This window comes from Candidatus Scalindua japonica, from assembly GCF_002443295.1.
Classification (GTDB): domain Bacteria; phylum Planctomycetota; class Brocadiia; order Brocadiales; family Scalinduaceae; genus Scalindua; species Scalindua japonica.
Window position 1 is genome coordinate 1 of record NZ_BAOS01000024.1, and the last position, 23,747, is coordinate 23,747.

The following is a 23,747-nucleotide window of genomic DNA, read 5'->3' on the forward strand; positions in this document are numbered from 1 at the left end:
CATTTGCAAAATAAAAATATTTTTTTGAAAACATGGACATGTAAATGTATACGGAGAACTGTCATATACAGGAACTAAAAAAACGGGTCATAAGATTCATGTCGAAAATGAAATGATCGATCGAGATGTTCTTTTACAGAAAAAGTTCTTATTAATTAAGAAAGCGGGCAGAACAAAAGCCTGCGCTTAGAAAACGTAAAAAATATGGCAGAAGACAGTATGTTAGTCGTTTTCTTCGATGATTGGTTCTTGTTCAATCTCTGATGATGGTGTTAGAGTGCTAGAAAACTTTGTTAAGACAAATTTTTTGCCTATACCCTTGAATTTTAAAACAGTTTACTTGCTTGGATTATCGGGGGAATAGGGGTCACATCTTTGAAATTTGATATTTACGTATGTATAAATTTAGATAAGATTAATTTTTTATTATTAAAATTTAAGTTTTAGGGCTCTTTTGCAGAATCTATGGGTAAAAGTAAGCCAAGAAAAAGAAAAAAATATTGTTTTATTTAAAGGGAGTCTCACCAAAAGGAATAAAAAATAAAGCCTTCTTTAAATTTCAATAATAAGCATTGCTGTTACAATTTGTTAAAATAAGTTCTCTATAAACAATATAATTAACAAATTACAAGTAAACAACAATGCTTATAAAAACACTACTCAATAAATGCTACCCTGTCAAGGGATTCATCTATGGCAATGTTATATTGTCTGATACCAAAATTACTGTCAAAGTAAAAGAACGTAAAGGAACCAGAGGTTTATGTAACCAGTGCAAAGAAGCTGCGCCAACTTACGATCATCTAAATGAACGATATTTTCGCTTTATACCTTTGTGGGGTTACATGGTCATGTTGGCATACAAACCGCGACGCGTAAGTTGTCCTGAACATGGAGTAACCGTAGAACATATTCCATGGGCCCAGGGCAAAAGTCCTATTTGTGAACCTTTCAGAATATTTCTTTCACATTGGGCGAAGTATCTTTCCTAGCAGGAAGTAGCCAGACAATTTCGTGTCTCATGGAGAAACGTATTTGAATCAGTAGAGCATGTTGTTGAATATGGATTAAAGCACCGTAACATGGATAATATCAACGCAATAGGTATAGACGAGATACAATACTTAAAAGGACACAAATATCTGACATTGGTTTTTCAAATAGACACTGCCTGTAAGAGATTGTTATTTGTAGGGCAGAACCGATGTGCTAAAACATTGTTGCGATTCTTTATTGATTTTGGTAAAGAACGATCTGGAAAATTAAAGGCAATTTGCAGTGATCTTTGGAAACCTTATTTGAAAGTTGTTAAACGCAAAGCTCCGAAGGCTATCCATATTCTTGATCGCTTTCATGTAATGAAATATCTTAATGACGCAGTAGATCAAACAAGAAGAGCTGAGACTGCCCAATTAAAACGAGATGGTTATGAACCTATCCTTGAAAAATCTCGTTGGTGTTTACTAAAGAACAAAAAAAACCAGAAGACATCACAGTTAGCCAAGCTACGTGAACTGGTTCAATATAATCTGAAGACTGTACGTTGTTATTTACTCAAAGAAGCCTTTCAGCATTTCTGGACTTACAAGACACGCTGGGGAGCCGAACGGTTCTTAAAGACTTGGACTACCAGGGCTATGAGGTCAAGATTGCCGGAAATGAAGAAAGTAGCCAAAAGGTTACGTAAGCATCAAGAGCTTTTGTTGAATTATTTTTCTGTCAAAGAACGTCTTTCTAACGGTATTGTTGAGGGTTTTAATCTAAAAGCCAAACTGACTATGAGAAAATCTTTTGGCTTTCGCACTTTTAAATCAATTGAAGTCGCTTTATATCATACACTTGGAAAATTACCAGAGCCTCCAATCACCCACAGATTCTACTGAGGAGGCCGATTTTATAAAAAATAATGCTATTGAAAACGTTGAATCTTGTGACAAAGTTCTTCAAGAAAAGCATAGAGATGTATTAAGGATGACTCAAGCTTAATTTTATGAAAAGACGTAGAAATTTTATTATAAAAATTATACAATTATTAGTGTATTTACCGTTTATCTTTTTATATAGAATCCTCTTTGATTTAAGGCCAGTGGGTCTTATAATCTAACAATGACATGTGATTCATTTATTCTGTTAGTAAATCATGTTTCATATCTTGACCCCTTGGCAGCTTCGCTTAAAATGCCATTTCGCCTGAGGCAATGCAGCTTCTGCGGAAAGATCCATATTTACCTTAATTTAAACATACTTATATACTTGTAAAACAGCGTAAGAAAGTTACGATTGGCAGGTTACCGACTGATGGAAAGCACTTGGTATGAGTTTCTGCCAAACACAGGCCATAAGGCCAGTGCTGCGCTAACTACCCTGAGTTCGAATGAGGAGATATCATAAATTATCAAAAAGTTCAGATTATCGAAACGCACACAAAATGCGCTGCATAACGACCGTGATACTGAGTTGCTGCGCTCGGAGTTGTTCAGTATCGAGCAACTGAAGCATCACGCGGTAAAGCTGGCGGGGCAGCATAGCATCGATCCGCGTCCGGGATCGGACAGATTACTGCCCCGGTTGGCAGACAATGCGCGCGTTCTGCTGGCGGCGTATGATGTCGTAACAGCCACAGCCACTCCGGAACAACGGATCGTACCGGCAGAGTCCTGGTTACTCGACAACTATTATCTAATCGAGCAGCAGATCGCTCTGGCGCGTCGGCATCTGCCGCGCGGGTACAGCCGGCAGTTGCCGCGACTGGCTGATGGCTTGTCAGCCGGTTTCCCCCGGATCTATGACTTAGCGTTGGAGTTAATCTCTCACATGGACGGTCGTGTTGACAGCGACAACGCCACCCATTTCATCGCCGCCTACCAGACCGCTGAACCATTAAAACTGGGTGAATTGTGGGCATTCCCGATCATGCTGCAGTTGGCGCTGCTGGAAAACCTTCGTCGCGTCGGGTTGCGTATCGCTCGTCGGCGTGAGGAGCGCGACGCGGCCATCACATGGGCAGACCGCATGCTTGCGACGGCGGAAAGGGAACCGAAACAGCTTATCCAGCTGTTAGCCGAGTTTGCCAATGCCGATGTGCCTCTGACCGCGCCGTTTGTGGAGGAATTTTACGCACGACTTCAGGCTCAGGGTCCCGCTATGGCCTTCGTTCAAACCTGGGTCGAGCAGAAACTGCTAGAACAAGGGGTGACCGCTACGCAGTTGTCAGAGTCAGCCGCACGAACGTCTGGTGGCAACCAGATATCCATCGCAAACAGCATCGGTAGTCTGCGTTTCATCGACACAATGGACTGGAAAGATTATGTAGAGTCGCTTAGTGTCGTTGAACAGACATTGCGTGAAGACCCGAGCGGGATGCACACCGGCCAGGATTTTGCTACCCGCGACCGGTATCGGCATGTCATCGAAGACGTGGCGAGGGGTAGTTCGCACAGTGAGTTGGAGGTGGCACGCGAAGCCATTGTTCTCGCGAAGACTGCTGCAAAGCTATTAAGTAACAATGACCGCACCGCGCATGTCGGATACTACCTGATCGATCACGGACGGCACATACTGGAGCGTACGGTCGGCTGCCGTTTGTCGTGGAAATTGCGAATTAGCCGTGCGAGTCGGCATTTTAGCCTGTTCCTTTACCTCGGACCAATCCTGTTTCTCACCGTACTGACGACATCAGTTGTGTTTTTCTTATTCGGTGGGTTCGAGCTGACTGACTGGCGGTACTGGTTTTTTGAGCTCACTGGCATAATCGGCATCTCAGCGCTGGCTGTCCCGCTGGTGAACCGGTTAGTCACACTCATCCTGCCTCCTCATGTATTACCACGAATGAATTTTTCGCAGGGCATTCCATCCGTTCACCGTACTATGGTGGTTGTCCCCACCTTGCTGAGCAAGCCGGAAGAGATTGATGATCTTCTCGAAGCACTGGAGATCCGCTATCTCGGTAATCGTGATTCCAATCTGTTCTTTGCCTTGCTGACTGATTTCCGTGACGCGCCTGAGTGTACTCTGCCAGAAGATTCCGCATTGATCACCCACGCACGCGCGGCTGTTCAGGAGCTCAACGAGACCTACAGCGAGGACCGCCCCTGTATTTTCTATCTGTTTCACCGACCGAGGGTTTGGAATCAATACGAACGGGTGTGGATGGGATATGAGCGCAAGCGCGGCAAACTGGAGCAATTTAATGCCTTGCTGCGGGGAGGGAAGAAAACTGCATTCTCGGATATTGTCGGTGATACGTCCATCCTCGGTTCGATCAAGTATATCATCACCCTGGATAGCGACACGCAACTGCCCCGTGACGCAGCACGCTCACTTATCGGAAACATCGCGCATCCTCTCAATCGGCCCGTGTATGATGCCGACAAGGGGCGCATTGTTGGAGGTTATGCGATACTGCAACCATGCGCTTCGATCAGCCTGACAAGTGCGGGCCAGTCACGGTTTACAAAACTGTTCGCGGGCGAACCAGGCATTGATCCCTACACGCGAGAGGTATCTGATGTTTACCAGGATATTTTCGGGGAGGGATCATTCATCGGCAAGGGCATCTACGATGTGGACGCTTTTCGGCAGGCAGTCGATGGACGCTTTCCGGAGAATCTCATTCTCAGCCACGACTTGCTGGAAAGCGCGTATGCGCGTTCGGCACTGGTTACTGATGTTGACCTCATTGAAGAACATCCGGTCAGTTACGCCATAGAGGCCAGCAGGCGACACCGGTGGATACGTGGCGACTGGCAGATTGCCGGTTGGCTGCTCCCACGCGTGCCCGGGCCACCCGGGTCAAGTGGATCGAAGGCTAAACGGCAACTGAACCCGCTCACAGCTTTGTCGGTGTGGAAAATTTTAGATAACCTCAGACGCAGCCTCGTGCCGCCGTCGTTGCTTACCTTGCTGGCGGGTGGTTGGCTGTTCGGTCCGGTATCGGCGTTGTTCTGGAACCTGCTGGTCGCAGGTGTGGTGTTCTTGCCCACCTTGCTGGGAGCCGCGATTGAACTCATCCGTAAGCCTGAAGAACGTGACTGGTTGGTACACTTGACTTTGACAAGTAAATCTACGAGCCGCCCGATTGTGCTCTCTTTGCTGACGTTGATCCTTTTGCCCTACGACACGCTGATTTGTCTGGATGCAATCCTGCGCTCGGGTGTGCGAATGTTTTTTACTCGACGCGGATTGTTGCTCTGGCATATGCGGTCCTATGCAAGTCGCAACGCGTGCCGTACGCTTTCAGATTTTTTTATGGAGATGTGGATAGCACCTGTGCTGGCAATGGTACTCGCCTTAGCATTGTGGATCAGCCAGTCAGCAGAGTTGCTCTTCTGCGTACCTTTTTTATTACTCTGGCTGGTATCGCCGGTCATCGGCTGGTGGATCAGTATACCGCTTCCGCCCCCTGTACTGAATTTAACCGTTGATCAAAGACTGTTCCTGCGGGCATCGGCCCGGAGAACGTGGCGCTTCTTCGCACAGTTCGTCGGTCCACAGGACAACTGGCTACCTCCAGATAACATCCAGGAATATCCGGCACCGGCCATCGCCTCACGTACCTCACCCACGAACATCGGTATGTCGCTGCTGGCGGATCTGGCTGCGTACGATTTCGGTTACATTTGCGCAGGAGAATTCCTGCGGCTTGTCGAGAACACACTGGCCACAATGGAAAAGCTGGAACGCTACAGAGGCCATTTTTACAACTGGTACGACACACGCACGCTAAAACCTCTCTGCCCGCAATACATCTCTTCGGTGGACAGCGGCAACCTGGCCGGCAGCTTGCTTACCTTGCAGGCGGGACTGGTTGAGTTGAAAGATCAGCCGGTGCTGTCCTCGTTCGCGTTTCAGGGGTTGCAGGACACCTTGCTGGTGCTTGTCGAACACGTGCCCTCGTCACGAGTACCGGATATTGCGAAGAAGATCAAGTTTCTACAGGACACACTGAACGGGCAGCCACAGACACTGGCTGCTGTCGATAACCTGCTGGATAAAATTCACCATATCGGCGGGGAGCTGGTTGGATGGCTGCCAATGGGTATTGATATAGATGACGAACTGAATTACTGGGTGCAGGCTTTTTACCTACAATCCTTTGCACTTCGAGATGACCTTCGATTACTGGTACCCGAACCGCAGCACTTCAGCAAAATCCCGACACTGACCGAATTAGCCAGAGAGAGAGCAGTGGGCACTGAGACGTTGTCATCAACCGGGGCAGCCGCGGCGGCAGGAACACGTTATAATGGTGCAGAGGAGAGGCTTAGAATCATCGACGATTTGGTAGATCGTTGCCGCGAACTGGCGGTGATGGATTTTAAATTTCTCTACGATACATCGCGCAGCTTGCTGAGCATAGGTTACGATGTAGGAGAACGGCGCCGCGATCCGTCCTGCTACGACCTGCTGGCATCAGAAGCGCGCCTGGCCAGCTTTCTGCTCATTGCGCAGGGTCAGGTACCGCAAGAGCATTGGTTCTCACTCGGTCGCCTGCTGACAAGTCATGGCGGCAACGTGAGCTTGATTTCGTGGAGCGGTTCAATGTTCGAGTACCTCATGCCGCGGTTGTTAATGCCTGGTTACGAGAACACCTTGTTGGAGCAGACCTGCAAGGCTGCGGTGTCACGCCAGATAGAATACGGCCGACAGCGCGCTGTACCCTGGGGCATTTCGGAGTCCTGCTATAATGCCACTGATATGCATCAAGTCTACCAATATCGGGCGTTTGGCGTGCCCGGGCTGGGTTTCAAGCGCGGGCTGGGAGACGATCTGGTCATCGCTCCTTACGCCAGCGCACTGGCGCTGACGGTGATGCCACAGGAAGCCTGTAGCAACTTGCAGACGATGGCCGCCAACGGATTCCTCGGCGTCTATGGATTCTACGAGTCGATCGATTACACACCATCGCGAGTACCGAGGGGTAAGAATCACGCTATCGTGCGAACATTCATGGCGCATCATCAAGGCATGAGCCTCCTGGCCCTTGAGCACGTATTGCTCAACCGGCCGATGCAGCGCCGATTCATGTCTGACCCCCTCGCACGGGCGACGGAATTGTTACTGCAGGAGCGTGTACCAAAGAAGGGGGCTACGTTGCATCCGCACGCTGCTGAAGTGAGCGCCTCCGCACGTCCCCCCGTCACGGAAGCAGTTGAGATCATGCGCGTGTTTACCGACCCGAACACGCCGATACCTGAAGTTCACCTATTGTCTAACGGCAGATACCACGTCATGGCAACAAATGCCGGAGGAGGCTACAGCCGCTGTCGCGACCTGGCAGTTACCCGTTGGCGCGAGGATGCTACTTCCGATTGTTGGACGAAGCAGCTATCGCGGAGAACAAAATCGGAAATTTATTATATAATGTAACCTCACACCCTCAACGGGAGGGTGAATCTATTAACAAATAGGAGGTTACAGGTCTATGAAAACATTATCTCAATCCGATTTCAACAAAAATTACCAAACGCATCTAAAGCACCTACGCTTGAAAGGACTCCGGCCAAAAACAATCGAGGCTTATTCACGTGCCATCCGACGGATCGGTGATTATTTTGACAATCAGATACACGATCTATCTGAACAGCAACTACTTGACTATTTTTCCAATCTCCTCAATACCCATTCATGGAGCGCAGTCAAATTAGACCTCTACGGACTAAAGTTTTTCTACACTCATGTGCTTCATAAGCGTTGGGAGCAAGTAAATCTTATTAAACCACCCAAAACGCAACGTTTGCCCGATATTGTCACCATTAATGAAGCCCACCAACTTTTCCAGGTGACGAGAAAACTCAGTTACCGGGCCTTCTACTTTGTTCTTTACAGTCTTGGTCTCCGCCTGGGTGAAGGACTACGTCTTGAGGTTAGCGATGTCGATTCTCAGCGAATGCGGGTGCATATCCGCGATAGCAAAGGCAATAAAGACCGTTTCGTACCCCTGCCAAAGGTAACCCTGAATCTCTTACGCCGTTTTTGGCTTGTTCATCGCAATCCTGTCTTTCTATTTCCAGGCCGTCATGGTGGCTTGAAATCAGCCCACCTGGCAAAAACACCTCTGAATAGAAATGGCGTTCAGGCCACTCTGCGTAAGGTAGCCCGGGAGTGTGGAATTAAAAAAAAATTACACCACACAGTCTGCGACACAGCTACGCAACCCATCTGATTGAGGCGGGTGTTGATCTGCTTGAAGTACAAAAAATCCTCGGCCACCACAGTATTTTAACCACTGCCAAATATACCCACCTGACCTCTCATACAAATCGTAATGCCTTGCAATTAATTAATGATTTGATGAATGGTTTTTCCATAGAATGGGGGAATGTTATATGATATCTCTCTCCTCTATAATTGAGACCTTCATTGCTGACTTTATCACTCTTTATCATGGTTCGATCCTGCCAAGTCAATTCAAAGCCCTGGCAGCCATGAAGGATTGTCGCACTACGCAAAGCCGCGTCATGCTGGTCCAATGTAATGACTGTGAAAAACAGGTTTTTGTACCGCACTCCTGCGGTAACCGCAATTGTCCTCATTGTCAGAGTCATGAGTGTCAGCAGTGGTTGGAGCGTCAACTGAAAAAAGAAGTGCCTGCTGACTATTTTATGCTCACCTTTACTATACCCAAAGAGCTTCGATCATTAGCATGGCAGCATCAACGCTTGCTTTACTCGATAATGATACAGTGTTGTTGGGAAACCGTAAAAACCTTTGTCCAAAATGACAGCGTATTACAAGGAAACGCTGGAGCCATCACTGTTTTGCACACCCACTCTCGCTCTCTCGATTACCACCCGCATATCCATCTGGTAATGCCAGCCGGGGCCATCAATCAGAAGAAAAAGCTTTGGAGCTTCAAAAAAAGCGAAGGAAAGACGCGGTACCTTTTCAATCACAAAGCGCTGGCTAAAGTGTTTCGAGCAAAAATGCTCGATGCCGTGAACAAAGCGGCTCTTACGCTTCCAGTTAATTATCCCAAAACATGGGTCGTCGATTGCAAATTTGTCGGCAACGGTGAAAAGGCACTGGTCTATCTTGGTCGTTATCTCTACAAAGGGGTCATTCAAGAGAAAGATATTATTACGTGCAAAGATGGTCAGGTGACCTTTCGTTACCAGGATAGTAAGAGCAAAAAAATGCTCACAAGAACACTTCCCGGCCCGCAGTTTCTCAGGTTGATTCTCCAGCATGTTCTACCCAAAGGTTTCAGGCGAACACGGAACTTTGGTTTCCTCCACCCTAATAGCAAACGCTTGATTGCATTGCTTCAGTACCTTACCGGTATCAACCCGAATAAGTCGTCAGCCTGGTTCAGAGAGCGTCCAAAGCTTACGTGCAAATGCTGTGGAGGAATAATGAAGATCATAAAAACGATGATACCTCCATCACACAAATCCAGGTCTTTCCCCTACAAGTTAACAAAAGAGGAGGCTGTTCTGGTTATGTAATCGAATCCGCTATGCATCTAAGATTTGCAAAAACGGCATTATCGGGTCGAGATGGCCCCCGTTTGCCCAAATTTGAGGTAAAATGGCCGAAAAACCATGTTCTGTAGCTCCTAAAGCATGACGACAGCAATTGAAAAATCCACTTCTTTGGCTTCATAGCTTCTGCGGTAAAAAAGAGAAGTAATCTTCATAAGATATTTTCTTATACAATGTTTAGCACCCAAACAACGGGCTTGTCCAACAAACGGTTCAGATTGTGGTTCGTCCCTCACACAATCTAACCTTATTCGTTGGGGTACGTTCATTTACTTACGCGACCACGAAACCGGAAGTTATTGGTCAACCGCGTATCAACCGACACTGCGCAAGGCCGATCATTATGAGGCGATCTTCGTACAGGCGCGTGCTGAATACCGACGGCGTGATCAGGAGATCGAAGCGCACACCGAGATCAGCGTTTCACCTGAAGATGATGTCGAGATCCGCCGTGTCACGCTCACCAACCTGTCGTCCCGTACCCGTCATATAGAGGTGACGAGTTACGCTGAAGTTGTGTTGGCAGCGTTAAATGCCGACCTGGCTCATCGCTCTTTCAGCAACCTGTTCGTGCAAACCGAAATCCTGCCAGACCGACAGGCAATCCTCTGCACGCGACGCCGTCGCACACCTGAGGAGCAGGTGCCATGGTTGTTTCACTTGTTGGCTGCACCTGGCGCGGTTGCCGACGAACCGTCTTACGAGACAGACCGTGCCAAATTCATCGGGCGGAATCGAACGGCGGCCAACCCGGTGGTACTGGATAGCAGTGACAATCCGTCGACGCTGTCGAACACTGATGGTTCGGTGCTCGATCCCATCGTGGCGATCCGCCGCACCATCACCTTATTACCTGACGAATCAGCGACCATTCAGATCATCACCGGTGTTGCAGATACACGCGAGGCAGCATTGGCTGTGCTTGAGAAGTATTGTGACAGGCACTTCGTTGAGCGTGCCTTTGAAATGGCATGGTTTCAAAGTCAGGAGGTGTTGCGCCACCTCAACGCAACCGAAGCCGATGAACAGGTCTATGGCCGCCTGGCCAGCTCGGTCATTTACGGCAATGCCTTGCGTCGTGCTGCGCCCAGTATCATCGCCCGCAACCAGCTTGGTCAGTCAGGTCTTTGGCGCTTTGCTGTCTCTGGCGACCTGCCGATTGTCCTGGTTCAAATCGGCGATCTGAACCGCTTAAACTTGATAAAACAGGTGCTGCAAGCTCATGCCTATTGGCGGATGAATGGTTTGAAGGTGGACCTGTTGATTGTAAACGAGGATTTCTCTGGCTACCGAGCGGTTCTGCAAGACCAGATCATGGGATTGATCAACGCGAGTTCCGAAACACAAATTATCGACAAACCGGGTGGGATCTTCGTGCGGCGTGCCGAAGAACTTTCCGAGGAGGACCGGGTCCTGTTCCAGACTGTTGCCCGCGTCGTGCTCACCGATACTGCTGAGACATTGCTCGATCAGGTGGAACGCCGTGTGTCGGTAAAGCGTGTATCGGACCGTTTCGAGCCATTGCGTCAACCACCGGCAGATGAATCGGTCTATAAGCTGTCAGAGCACGAACGTATTTTCTGCAATGGCCTGGGGGGCTTCACACCCGACGGGCACGAATACGTCGTCACCCTTGAGCCTGGTCAGAACACACCGGCGCCATGGGTAAATGTTATCGCCAGTCCGCACATCGGCACAGTCGTCAGCGAAAGCGGCAGCGCTTATACCTGGGTGGAAAACGCGCACGAGTTCCGGCTGACCACGTGGCACAATGACCCGCTGAGCGACAACAGCGGCGAGGCGTTATACATTCGCGACGAGGAAACGGGCGCATTCTGGTCGCCGACGCCGTTGCCCGCCCTCGGTCGATCCGGGTATGTAAGCCGGCATGGGTTCGGATACAGCGCTTTCGAGCATTACGAAGCAGACATCTCCTCGGAACTGTTCACCTACGTCGCAATGGACGCTCCAGTGAAGTTTGTTGTGGTAAAGCTGCACAATTATTCGAAGCGTTCGCGTCGACTGTCACTTACCGGGTATTGGGAGCTGGTACTTGGTGAGTGGCGACACGCCAATCTGATGCACATTGTTACCGAAACGGATCCGCATAGCGGGGCGATGTTTGCCCACAATGCGTATGGTCGCGAATGCGCCAGTCGGGTTGTCTTTGCGCAGGTCAGCGAGCTAGAGCGTACGATGACCGGAAACCGCACAGAGTTTATTGGCCGTAACGGCACACTCGCCAGCCCTGCGGCTATGCGTCGGAAGCATTTGTCGGGCATTACAGGTGCTGGCCTTGATCCGTGCGCCGCAATACAGACCCAGATCGAGCTTGCCGATGGGCAAGAGCGTGAGATTGTGTTCGTATTCAGCGCGGCCAGCAACACCGATGAAGCGCAACATTTAATCCAGCGATTCGGTAGAACAGCTGGCGCGAGGCAGGCATTGGAAGTGGTGTGGGAACACTGGAACCATACTTTGGGTGCGGTGCATGTGGAAACACCCGACCCCGCATTGAACGTTTTGACCAACGGATGGCTAGTCTACCAAACACTGTCCTGCAGACTCTGGGGCCGTAGTGGCTATTATCAGTCAGGCGGTGCCTACGGTTTCCGCGATCAATTGCAGGACACCATGGCTCTGATCCATACGACACCGTGGCTCGTCCGCGAGCAGTTGATCCGTTGCGCAGAGCGCCAGTTCCTCCAGGGTGACGTTCAACACTGGTGGCATCCACCCAACGGACAAGGCGTGAGAACACATTTCTCCGATGACTATCTGTGGTTACCGTATGCAACCTGTCGTTATGTGCTGGCGACCGGAGATACGGGAGTACTCGATGAAGCCGTACACTTCCTGGAAGGCCGCGAGTTGAATCCGGAAGAGGAAGCTTACTACGACCTTCCACAACGTTCGGCTGAAGCAGCAAGCCTCTATGAACATTGCGTACGTTCAATCAAACATGGTTTACGCTTTGGCGAACATCAATTACCGCTGATGGGTTGCGGTGACTGGAACGACAGCATGAATCTCGTCGGTCGTGATGGAAAGGGAGAGAGCATCTGGCTGGCGTGGTTCCTGTACGAAAACCTTCGGCTGTTTGCAGACCTGGCTCGAAATCGAGGCGACGAGGCCTTTGCCGAAGTTTGTACCGGGCAGGCTTCGCTACTGCGCAACAATATTGAGGCGAATGCCTGGGACGGTGAGTGGTATCGACGGGCCTATTTTGATGATGGTACACCCCTGGGCTCGTCTGACAATGAAGAATGCCAAATCGATTCGATCAGCCAGAGTTGGGCGGTTATTTCGAGTGGCGGTGATCCCTTGCGAACCCGCCAGGCAATGGCAGCGGTAGACAAATACCTGGTGCACCGCGATGCACCGTTAATTCAACTGCTCACCCCTCCCTTCGACAGATCAGCCCTTGAGCCTGGTTATATCAAGGGCTACGTACCAGGCGTTCGCGAGAACGGTGGCCAATATACCCATGCGGCGATCTGGACCACGATGGCGTTTGCCATGATGGGTGACAAGGAACGAGCATGGGAATTGTTTGCTATGCTCAATCCTGTCAATCACGGCAGTCAGCCGGATGAGATCGAGCGCTACAAGGTTGAGCCGTACGTCATGTGCGCGGACATTTACGGTGCATCGCCTCATACTGGACGAGGTGGTTGGACCTGGTACACCGGTGCCGCAGGCTGGATGTACCGGCTGACTGTGGAAACACTACTGGGTCTGCAGCTGGAAGAAGACCATCTGCGCATTGCACCGTGTATACCTGACCATTGGGAATCTTACAAAATCCACTATCGCTTTCGCGATACGGTCTACCATATCACTGTCAAGCGCGTCGGTGAAAAGCCTGAGCATGTGATCCGCGTGACGCTGGACGGTGTCGTGGTAAATGGAGACGGCGTAGGTGGGCCAGGGCAATCGCAAGGCATGATCCCCCTTGTGGACGACCGCAGAGAACACTATGTCGAGGTACATTTGAATTAAAGACATTTATGATAACGCCTTATCCAGGAGCAAGGATGACATGATTCTTTCTGGTCAAAGTTAGTAAAACCAAAACCACATGGTAACCTGTTTTTGTTACGAACGTGCGCCATGTGAACCAGATCGCTGTTCCAGACATTGGAAGCACAGAGGGCAATAGCCGTGGTAGTTTTATTTGACAAAAAGTTTATTTATTGAAACCCTTGCTAATTTATATTTATACTCTATACTCAGATAAGTGAACGTAAATAAGAAGCTACCGAAAGACACATCTACAGTTTATCAACTCCATACTTAATAGAGTCTAATTTCGCTATACTATAAGAAATTATTCGAACCTGAAGGCTATAGTTCTCTCTTTTCACCATTATAAGGTGTATACACACTAATGGGGTAACTTTAGCGGTTTTATTTGTAAGCCTATCTGTTGTCTCTGTCACACAAAAGCAGATTCATTTACAATGCGAAAAGACGTCTCTCCCACTTAGGAAGATTTACTTTAAACCGATTTAGCCACCACCTCCTTGTTTACAAGAAAACAATTTATGAAATTTAACTTTAACCTAAGTTGAGCGATTTGTATTTGCTAAAAAGACTTAAAACCCACTTAAAAGGCAATAGTAATTTGTTATAATACATTTTCAAGAAAACAAAATCCATCACCCATTAAGTGAGGAGAGTATTATGAAGAAAAATGTATTTAAAAGCAAGTGCAAGATTAACAAAATCGGAGTAACAAATGACACATTAACCGGCAGAGGAGGCATGTCTTTATTTGTTAAATATTTAAGTAGTGTAGAAATATACCCGTTATTAGAAGAGTTTTTTGGAGATATCAGAAAAAGCGGCAAAGGTCTTCCGGTGTGGAATATATTCAAACAGATATTTTGTTGGTTTTATGATGGGACGAGTCGCCACCTAAATTCATTTGATCAATTAAGAGCAGATGAGGGCTATGCATCAGTAATAGAGAATTCTCAGACAGAGATGGTGTCGTCACATCAGATAAAACGGTTTTATAAATCGTTTTCATGGGTATGTGGAGGCCCATTTCGGAAGATATTACGAAAGATGTTTATTTGGAGGTTAAGGCGAGAAAACCCTGAGGTCATAGACTTAACATTAGATACAATGGTAATGGACAACGATGAAGCACAGAAGCGCTATGGAGTACAGCCCACCTATAAGAAAGTAAAAGGTTTCCAGCCTTTACAAGCAATTTGGAATGGTAAGATAGTGGATGCGGTCTTCCGAGGTGGAAAGAAACACAGCAACTGTGGTAATACCGTGGTGAATATGATGAGAGACCTTGTGCGGTTAATCCGTGAGGAATATAGTGAGACAGTCACGATAATAGTCAGACTTGATAGTGGATTTTTTGATGAGAAAATATTACAAGCATGTGACAATCTTGGAGTAGGATTTATCTGTACTGGCAAGATGTATAAGGGAGTAAAGGAGTATGTAGGTGTCCAGTTAGAGGACCAATGGGATGTCTACAGCAATAGGAATCAAGAGTGGAAGTATTTGGAGTTTGGTTATAGATGTGATTCGTGGGAGAGGTTTTATCGTGCAATATACACCAGATTGAGTCATGATGGAGAACAAAGGTTATTGGACTTTGCGCGGCCAGATAATGTAATTCTCACGAATATAGGAGTTAATCCAAAGGTGTTAGCCAACTGTAGTACTCAGGAGGAAGAGAGAAGATTGTTGCATACAGAAACAATTATAGAGAGCCATCATATGAGAGGAGCAGATGAATTACCGCATAGAGGGTTAAAGGATTTTGGATTTGAAGAATTACCGTTTAAGAGATTTGTACCAAATAGTGTAGTATATTATTGCATGCTCATATCATATTTTTTGTTTGAAACATATAAGGAAGATGTATTAGACGGAGTAATGCCAATCGGCAGCTATGCAACAACTGTAAGGAGAAAGGCATTAGACTTTGCAGCAAAGATAATAGGCACTGGCAGGCAGTTAATCCTTAAAGTAACACAGGCAGTAATGGACAATTTGCACTTTGATATATTATGGCAACGAAGTCAAAAACCCATACCAATAATCATATAAGCGTGACAAGAAGTTGAAAACAAGGTTATCTGTGGGAGAGGTATGTCCATGTTCCGGAAAATTGTACTAAAAATGCATTTCTAAAAGAATTTTTTTAGTAAGCGAAGGTTTATTGCCAAACCGAAACAATTTTGGCTAGAAAAATTGAATATATTTCATTTTTTTTTGTCGTAATATTAAAACCGCTCAATTTGGGTTTAAACTTATCTCCAGATGCAGTAATGGTAAAGAAAGGAGATGAGAAAATAAGCCGGTAGAAAACATAACAGTAATATCAGTTTAAATGCAACTTTATCTTGAGAAAGGAATACAGAATGAATATTTAAGGAATAGGGGTCACATCTTTGAAATTTGATATTTACGTATGTATAAATTTAGATAAGATTAATTTTTTTATTATTAAAATTTAAGTTTTAGGAATGTGTCTGTTAATTATGGCAAGGCCCTTACGCATAGAATATCCCGGTGCTTTTTATCATATTACTACCAGAGGTGTTGGGAGACAGAATATATTTTTTAAGGATTACGATAGAAAGGTGTTTTTAGAAAAGCTGGGAGACCTGCATGAGAAGTGGGGAATAATATTCCATGGATATTGTCGGATGACAAATCACTATCATCTGGAGTTGGAAACTCCAGGTGGTGAATTGAGTAGGCCCTTGCAATGGTTGAATCATGTTTATGCCGGTTATGTAAATAAGGAGTATAAGAGAACGGGACATCTGTTTCAGGGAAGGTTTAAGAGTGTGCTCGTAGAAGCAGATGAACATTTGCATGTTTTATCACGTTACATACACATGAATCCTGTACGTGCGGGTATTGTGAGGAGGCCCGAGGAGTATAGATGGTCTAGTTATCGGGATTATCTAGGAATACGACAATGTCCGAAGTGGCTTGATGTGAAACAAACACTTGAAATGTTTGGTGTGTCTGAGAAGGAGCAGAGAAAGGAATACCGGCGCTTTGTAATAATGGGAGACGAGGGAAATCCTTTAAAAGAAATGAGTTTTGGGGCAATATTAGGAACAGCACAGTTTGTAAAACGAATGAGGGAGAAATTGAGAAACAGAAAGTCTGAGAAGAGTGATGCTGAGATTTCAGGTATGATTTATGCGCGGCCAGGTCCAGGAATTAATGAAATTTGCAAAGTTGTATGCGAAGCGTATGATGTTTCAAAGGAGGAGATGTGCGTAAAGGGATGTAAAGGAAATGAAGGCCGGGATATGGCGATATATCTGTCGAGAAAGTATGCTAGAAGTACGTGTTATGAAATAGGTGAACACTTTGGAGGTATCAGGCCTTCGGCAGTGAGTTTGGGAAGTAGAAGGGTTAAGGATCGGTTAAAAACAGACAAAACCTTTAAGAAACTGGTCAGGCAATTAGAATCTGATGTGATAGATTTTAACAATTAAAACTAATATCAAACATCAAAGATGTGACCCCCCCCTTGTGCACAAGCCCACTTAAAGGAAATGCATGTACCTGACCGCAAGCCCAGAAGGCCATTATCACAAATGTAAGCACCATCTTCTTCTTTTTCATCATTAACCCTTCCCTATGTTAAAATTGTTTATTTTTTTTATAAAAACCATCTTGTTCAGGTTTTTGACAAGCTAGAGCTTCTTTAGTAATGGACGGCGGCTTGCCTTTTCTTGGTAATCTTGCAGGGCAACCACAACTCCTAACTGAAGTACCTTATCAACACATCGCTCTATCTTGGGACGATTGGTCTGTAACTGACGAGCTATGGCAGATACTGACACTCCCTCAGAGTACAATAATATTATTTTTGAACGTTCTACCCTTTGGGCAGTTTCTGTTCGTGATCGGCTTAATTCTTGTAAATAAGATTTTTCTTCTCGGTTCAAAATGATAAGTGGTCTTTTTCTGATAAATGGCATATATACCTCCTTTCTTGAGGTTAGTATGCCACAAAAAGAACCATATTGCAATGTTATTATGGAATCATTGTACTAGTAATTATCAACGGCTCTCTTTTTACGTCTACGTCTTGCTTCTGCGCCTGCTATTCCGACGATGCCAATGCCTATTAGGGCGACAGTTGCAGGTTCTGGAACAGGATTCGTACTGCCAGTCATAACCACATTATCTAAACTTGTGCGCTCTACCCCATTGATGTAATCCCCTCGGATCATCAAGGCAGAAAGATTTGAGAGAACTAGATTGAAGTCAGCATCAGTAGCAGCCCTCGAATTGACTAAGCCATCTTGATAGTAAGTCCAATTGCCACTTGAATCGAGTGGAGCCGTGAACGATGTGAAAGTCGTTTCCACTTGCTTCGATGCGTCATACGATAAAATCACACCGCTTCCGCGCAACCAAATCAAACTATCGACGTTTCCTACGCTTGTAGCCGAAGTACTTAAATCAAAACTGAGTGTTCCTCCTATGCTCCCAGATTTATTGCCGATAAACTTCCCTGGGGCTGCAAGAAAAAACGCTAAAGGGCCCGGGTCATCTTTGAAAATATGCCCACCAGGATTCCCACCAGTTGCTGACCAGCCTGCAGAAAATGTTCCTCCAGGATTTCCTGTGGATTGAAAAACATCTTGCACAAACCATCCATCTGCATCTGAATCAAAGATACTCGTAATTGATGCTGCTTGAGAATTTCTAGCACAAGATAACAAAAACACCATCGAGATTGCAAACAATAAGAGACATTTCATTTTCATTTCTTCTCCTCCTCTTTTTAATTTTCTTAAAATAGTGTATAAACTCTCAGGCACAGATTCCCTTTCATCTAACAAATCTGAATTCCTAATTAAATACTGTAAAAACTTAAACAAGGCTTAAAAACCTGTTCCTCTCCACTTATCGCCTGCTACATGTATTCGCCAATCCCCATAACATATTACTTATCTGTAAAGTGATACCTGCAAGTTTCCACTCTAAACCACACAGTAAGTACTTTTGTATTTACCACTTATACAAAGTGATTATATGGTATTTTAGTAGCTTTATGGGCTGGCCACTGCCCGTAAAGCTAATTGTATAGTCTTATTATTGACTGAAGTCAACTATATTTTCCCGTTATCCATTGAGTTCAATACCCGAATTTTGTGGTATTGTGCTTCACAGGGAGTTCCCTCTGTATGATTTAGTTTTTATTTTTTTCTTTTTTGCCATGTGATATCTGGGGATATTTAACTCATGTACAACGCAATGATGTACTTGACTTTTGTAGGTATTGTCGGTTGTCTTGAAAAGGTCGAAGGTTCGATTCCTTAACCTGCTACCTGTCTTCATACAACACCGAAACGTATATTTCACATATACTTTCATTGTTAAGACGATACCCTATAGTTGCCTCACAACCTGATACATAATTAACGACTATTTATTTATATTTTTATAGGTGTGTATGTCTGCTGAGACACTCTCCTCAAGATGCTTGATTACCACTTCAGATAAAATTTTTTTCTAAAGATGTCAAAACATACAAATGGAACCAGTAAGTAACTCATCTTAGATCTCCGCTAAGCTTGTCCTCGTGTAAACGAAAAAAATGCAACAATCCAGCCAGGCACTACGGGTTTCACATTTACATCCGGAAAGTATGTTTCTTTTCTAACAGATTATATTCGTTTTTTCGCCTCTTCCGGTAGAGCAGCCACTGCCATCAAGAGGTCATCGTTGTCCGGTTTGGCTTTAACAAATAAGGAGAAGAGGAGTGTGGCTTCCGTGTAAACATCTTTTATTATTTCTATTATACTTTCATCTGAAATGTTGTGGGCATGCAGTACACTTTCCATATTTGATAGCAATATAACAAGTGTCCAATAGTCGAGTGGTGTTCGCTTCATCAAATCATCACGGAGATATGTAAGACAACTCCGTAGAACTTCGATAGTATTTTCTGAAAGTGCTTTTCCCTTTCCCTCTTTTGACAAATGAGGATTAGGCGCAATTACCATGTCAGCAATTTCTCTGGAGAGCTCGGCTACGGCAACACGGCCTATTGCCATAATGGAAGCGGCCGTTCTCATTTCAATCTTTCTCTCCTTAGATATTTTTACTATGTCATCAAATATCATGCAGATATTGTCTTCAAGTAATCTATTAATTTTGTCTAAATCCCAACGCTCATTCTTTAAATTTTGTACCCATTCTAGATAAGATACGTATACACCTCCCAGGTTTGTGCTGATATCAGGGGCTATAAATGTGCCTTTTCCTGTTACAATCCTGTCCCCCTCAGGGGTAACAGGTCCGTTTGCACCTTCCACAATAACTTTGGCCTTTACGCCATAAGCATTTCTGTCTATGGCATTTTCAAGTGCTGCGAGGACGAGAAAGTCGACATCCAACGTAAAAATACCATCATTGGCAATTTCTCTTCCTCCCTCGAATCCTTTCAAGAAACCTGCACCGGTCGTATTTACATGCTCCAGAACAGCGTTTATATCGAGGCCACTTGGATTGTATATGCCGCCACTGGCATCCGTAATGGCGACTACCTTTGCCCCCTCTTCATGCAGAAATTTTGCCGGTGGCTGGCCTACATTACCAAACCCCTGTATGGCAGCAGTGGAGCCTTTAAGTTTTATGTTTTTATGTTCGGCGGCTTTTTTAAGGGCGATAAAAACACCACGACCTGTTGATTCGGCCCTGCCAAGAGAACCTCCCTTATCATCAGGCTTGCCGGTAACAACGGCAAGCGCATGGCATTTTGCTTCAGGATGCTCTTTCAGCACTTGCAAGCATTTGTCAAGGTATAGAGTTTCCATAGGAGTGGAATGTTGTTTGTGAAGAGAAGTGAAATCATCCATGATTTTTTTGGTCAATTCTGTATCACCTGTCAGCCAATCAGACGAGTCTTTGTTTTCGATTGAAGATTTCAGGTATTCATCTACAAACCACGCCATCTTTGTCGCGTTAGTGTTGACGTCCGGTGCCGGTATATCAAGATGTGGTCCAATCGCGCCTCTTTCCTTTAGTTTTCGGCTGTATTCTCTGATTACCAATGCGTCTTTTCGTTCAAGCAGGTTTCTCGGGCTTGCTATGATACCACCTTTTGAACCACCGTATGGTATTCCGGCGATGGCACATTTCCATGTCATCCAGATAGCAAGCGCCCTGACCTCATCAAGTGACACCTCCGGGTGTTCCCTGAATCCGCCTTTAGCCGGACCACGTGCTGAATTGTGATGTACCCGATAACCAATTATTCCTTCTTCTGAAAGCCGCAATGTCTCTACTCGCTCAGGGGCAAGTAATTTTTTTTTCAGAAATAAAGGGAGTCTGAGAATATCCGAGACGACTGCGAATTGGCTTTCTGCTACCTCAAGTGGGCTCGGCATGGCCACGGCATGTTCTCGGATCTTTGTATATTCCTTAATAGTAACTCCCGGCACGGCGAACACTTGGCTGATCCTTTCGAATTCACCTATATTGTCTCTGTGATTTATGATATTTTTTGCGAGTCCTCTCTTTATTTCAAGGAATCTTTCCAACTCTTCTTCATTTGCAGCATTAAGGTTAACTTTCTCCTTTGCGGGCTCTTTTGGTTTGAGTTGCCCCTTAACGGGAAGATCATCTAAATGGTTAAGTGCTGTTAGCCTCTCACCGGCAAGAAACTTTAAAGCGGCTTCTCCTATCGTAAAAAGATACGTCCTTGCGGGGGGAGGTTTTGTCCCAAGCCTTTTTTGTGCTGCGGTTACACTGTGGAGACCAAGTATAATCCTGGATTCCGCTTCACATGCAAACACAAGATCCAGGATATGATTTGTACCATGGCAAAACATTTCGTCTTCATATTTCCCTGCAATTCCATTGAAGATGATGGTTTTTGCACCAATCATATTTTTCTTTATAAGAGATAGCGTGCCGGGACCAATGTCGTATGCTCTCAATCTTGCAAATCGTCCTGTGATTTTGTTCACTTTAACTTTCTCAGGATTAAGCCCCGTCGGTTTTGCCATAAGGTGATCAACGGGAAGTACTAAATCGACACCATACCCTTTCGCCAGTTCCAGTACTACAGCTGCATTGTAAAGAGCCTGAGCACGTGAATCCTGCTCTACTTCAAACATACAGTTATCTACATTGTATCCCTGTACCTTGAGAAATGGAAATGCGATACCTCCAACAAAGATCAGTTTGTCAACCTTTCTATAGACAATAAGGTTTTTCATCGCCTGGACCTTTGCGGAGACATTGGCGCCTCCGATAATGGCCACTACAGGTTTATGAGGATGCCTCATGAAATTATCAAGCGCTGTTAATTCCTGCGTAAGGAGGAATCCAGCTACTTTCGGACCTGTAATAATTCTCGTTATTGGCCCGAGCGATGCGTGCTGACCCATATGGGCTGTTACCGGATCAGCATTCACGTAGACACTGCAATTGGTAGTATCATGAAGTTGTTTCGCAAACTCGCTCACCTCATTATCGTCTTCTGAGGTTTCACCGCTTCGAAACATGACATTTTCCAGAAGAAAAATACCATCGTTATCAATAATTGATTTAACATTCTCCCCAATGCAGTCATCGGTTATAATAACCTCTCTCTCTTCCGGCAGAAGTTTTCTTTCTCTCAAAATTTCTGTCAGTCTTGTTGCCACGGGTTTCAAACTGAAGTTATGGTGACTCTCTCCATCATTTTTAATTCCTACGGAAGTTTTCTGGTCTTTAAAGAAGTTTTCTCTTACACCGTTGTGGGAGACAATGACGACTGTTCTTGCACCCTGTTTCAGTATGTGGCGAATATCCATAACCGTCGCCCTGATTCGCCGATCATCAATTATCCTGGCATCTCTTACCACATCGTAGTTTACCCTTAAGAAGACCCTCTTCCCCTCTAAGGCAGATTTATGAAGGTTGCGGATAGGAACTTTGTCAGCATATGGATACCACTCAATTATCTTAGTATATTGATCTGATTTTTTCATGACTATCAAATAAGAGTAATCAGCCTCACATGTTTTATCCGGTTTGTATAAAGTTTCTATAAAAAACGTACTGATAACGACACAATTTCTTATACAACTATACACCTGCTATTCTGTTTTTAAAGCTAATGATACTTTTACGTTGCTATGAAACTTTTGTCAAGTTTAATTATATGTAAAAGAGAAAGGGAGTTACATTACAAATGAAACGCAGGGCATAGAATGCGTAATGTTGATTGTCTCATAATTTGTCTGTAAAAACTTGTATAATTTTTCGGGAAAAGTATGGTAAAATGTTCCACAAGGGTTTTATTAAATGATTACATAGCTTCTATTCTTCAAAAGATCTTTATAAAAATTTAAAAAGGCAATAGACTCACTATGCTAAAGTTTTCACTGAAGTCTGCATTATACCAGGTACCGGGAATATTCTATCTCATTTTCATTGCCCGGTTTCAAATTGAGTATGACCTGATCAGGAAACGGTCTCACGATCTTATTTTTGGACGTGCTCACTCTTTTACAAGAAAACTTTTAAAACTCACTCATGTAAAAATAGAGGCATCAGGTATGGAAAACCTGATTAACAGGCCAGCAATAATCTGCCAGAACCACACTTCGATAATGGACATTCCCGCTATATTGCATACAGTAAAAGGGAAACCTCTGTTCTGTGGAAAGTTCGAGTTATTCAGGATCTGGGTTTTCGGCAAAGGGATTGAAATCCTGGGTATGGTTAAAGTTTATAAGGATGATAAAAAAACCTGGAAAGTTCTCTCGGAAGCAGCAAAAAAAATTAAAGCTACCAATTTAGATAATGGAGCATTGACCCCTTATTTAGTTATATTTCCGGAAGGCACAAGAACAAAGGATAAAGACTATAAAATGAACGAATTTAAACGCGGCTTGTTCAGCATCGCAGTAAAGCATAACCTGCCAATTATTCCGATCGCAACTTACGGCGGCCTGGATATCACCCCTAAAGGAACATGGAGTTTTAATAAAGGCACGATTTACGAAAAGGTTTTAGAACCTTTATATCCAGAAAATTACGAAGGTATCGGCGTTAAAGAAAAATCCATAAAACTTCAAAACGACACAAGAAAGAGGATAAATGACGGACTTAGCGAACTGATTAATAACTATGGTAATAGGTGAATATGATACCATTAACAGGTTGGCAGTATTAAGTTTATTAAGGTGTCTACCGCATTTTCCCTATCCGTCCAACCTATTGCCATTTTGTCTTTTAAAACACCTAAATACCTCG

The 23,747-nt window shown here is 45.1% G+C and carries 10 protein-coding genes and 4 pseudogenes; 9 read left to right on the forward strand and 5 right to left on the reverse strand.

Translation table 11 applies throughout. From position 1 onward, the window contains the following. Window positions 1-641: 641 nt before the first annotated feature. The 5 genes and pseudogenes from SCALIN_RS22800 (at window position 642) to SCALIN_RS12965 (ending at window position 9,446) form a co-directional block, all read left to right on the forward strand. Entirely contained in the window at window positions 642-992 is a 351-nt protein-coding gene (locus SCALIN_RS22800) for a transposase family protein (RefSeq protein ID WP_203415483.1), read from the forward strand. Window positions 993-1,007: 15 nt separating this feature from the next. After that, a pseudogene (locus SCALIN_RS12945) lies at window positions 1,008-1,883 on the forward strand (ISL3 family transposase); the annotation flags it as partial. Window positions 1,884-2,457: 574 nt separating this feature from the next. Continuing rightward, window positions 2,458-7,317: pseudogene (locus SCALIN_RS12950) on the forward strand (glucoamylase family protein); the annotation flags it as partial. Window positions 7,318-7,423: 106 nt separating this feature from the next. Continuing rightward, a pseudogene (locus tag SCALIN_RS12955) lies at window positions 7,424-8,331 on the forward strand (tyrosine-type recombinase/integrase). Continuing rightward, complete coding sequence (locus tag SCALIN_RS12965) at window positions 8,328-9,446, forward strand: IS91 family transposase (protein ID WP_096892569.1); 1,119 nt, start codon at window positions 8,328-8,330, stop codon at window positions 9,444-9,446. The pseudogene SCALIN_RS12955 and the gene SCALIN_RS12965 overlap by 4 nt, the downstream one beginning before the upstream one ends. 110 nt (window positions 9,447-9,556) lie before the next feature. Here the strand turns inward: SCALIN_RS12965 and SCALIN_RS22255 are convergent, their stop codons facing one another. Beyond that, window positions 9,557-9,718, reverse strand: a complete 162-nt coding sequence (locus tag SCALIN_RS22255) for a hypothetical protein (RefSeq protein WP_162532141.1) — start codon at window positions 9,716-9,718, stop codon at window positions 9,557-9,559. A 19-nt stretch (window positions 9,719-9,737) separates the two neighbouring features. Between SCALIN_RS22255 and SCALIN_RS12970 the strand changes: the two are divergent. From SCALIN_RS12970 to SCALIN_RS12980, 3 genes and pseudogenes are all read left to right on the forward strand, one after another. Continuing rightward, window positions 9,738-13,484, forward strand: a pseudogene (locus SCALIN_RS12970) (GH36-type glycosyl hydrolase domain-containing protein); the annotation flags it as partial. Window positions 13,485-14,168: 684 nt separating this feature from the next. Further along, window positions 14,169-15,563 carry an IS1380 family transposase gene (locus tag SCALIN_RS12975; RefSeq protein ID WP_096894900.1) on the forward strand — a complete coding sequence of 465 codons (1,395 nt, stop codon included), beginning with the start codon at window positions 14,169-14,171 and terminating at the stop codon, window positions 15,561-15,563. 419 nt (window positions 15,564-15,982) lie between these two features. Further along, window positions 15,983-16,975: a transposase gene (locus SCALIN_RS12980; protein WP_096894901.1), complete on the forward strand. Its 993-nt coding sequence runs from the start codon at window positions 15,983-15,985 to the stop codon at window positions 16,973-16,975. On the opposite strand, the gene SCALIN_RS22260 is transcribed toward SCALIN_RS12980, so the two are convergent. From SCALIN_RS22260 to pgk, 4 genes are all read right to left on the reverse strand, one after another. Next, entirely contained in the window at window positions 16,965-17,108 is a 144-nt protein-coding gene (locus SCALIN_RS22260) for a hypothetical protein (RefSeq protein WP_162532305.1), read from the reverse strand. The two genes, SCALIN_RS12980 and SCALIN_RS22260, sit on opposite strands and share 11 nt — an antisense overlap. Before the next feature lie 68 nt (window positions 17,109-17,176). Next, a complete protein-coding gene (locus SCALIN_RS21725) occupies window positions 17,177-17,464 on the reverse strand; it encodes a helix-turn-helix domain-containing protein (RefSeq protein WP_133111892.1) in 288 nt (95 codons plus the stop codon). A gap of 72 nt (window positions 17,465-17,536) precedes the next feature. Further along, window positions 17,537-18,334: a laminin B domain-containing protein gene (locus SCALIN_RS12990; protein ID WP_133111894.1), complete on the reverse strand. Its 798-nt coding sequence runs from the start codon at window positions 18,332-18,334 to the stop codon at window positions 17,537-17,539. Window positions 18,335-19,162: 828 nt separating this feature from the next. Beyond that, window positions 19,163-22,477 (reverse strand): phosphoglycerate kinase, encoded by a 3,315-nt coding sequence (pgk, locus tag SCALIN_RS12995; protein ID WP_096894904.1) that lies wholly within the window; start codon window positions 22,475-22,477, stop codon window positions 19,163-19,165. A gap of 381 nt (window positions 22,478-22,858) precedes the next feature. Here pgk and SCALIN_RS13000 point away from each other — a divergent pair, with 381 nt between their 5' ends. Continuing rightward, window positions 22,859-23,635, forward strand: a complete 777-nt coding sequence (locus SCALIN_RS13000; protein ID WP_096894905.1) for a lysophospholipid acyltransferase family protein — start codon at window positions 22,859-22,861, stop codon at window positions 23,633-23,635. Window positions 23,636-23,747: the final 112 nt, after the last annotated feature.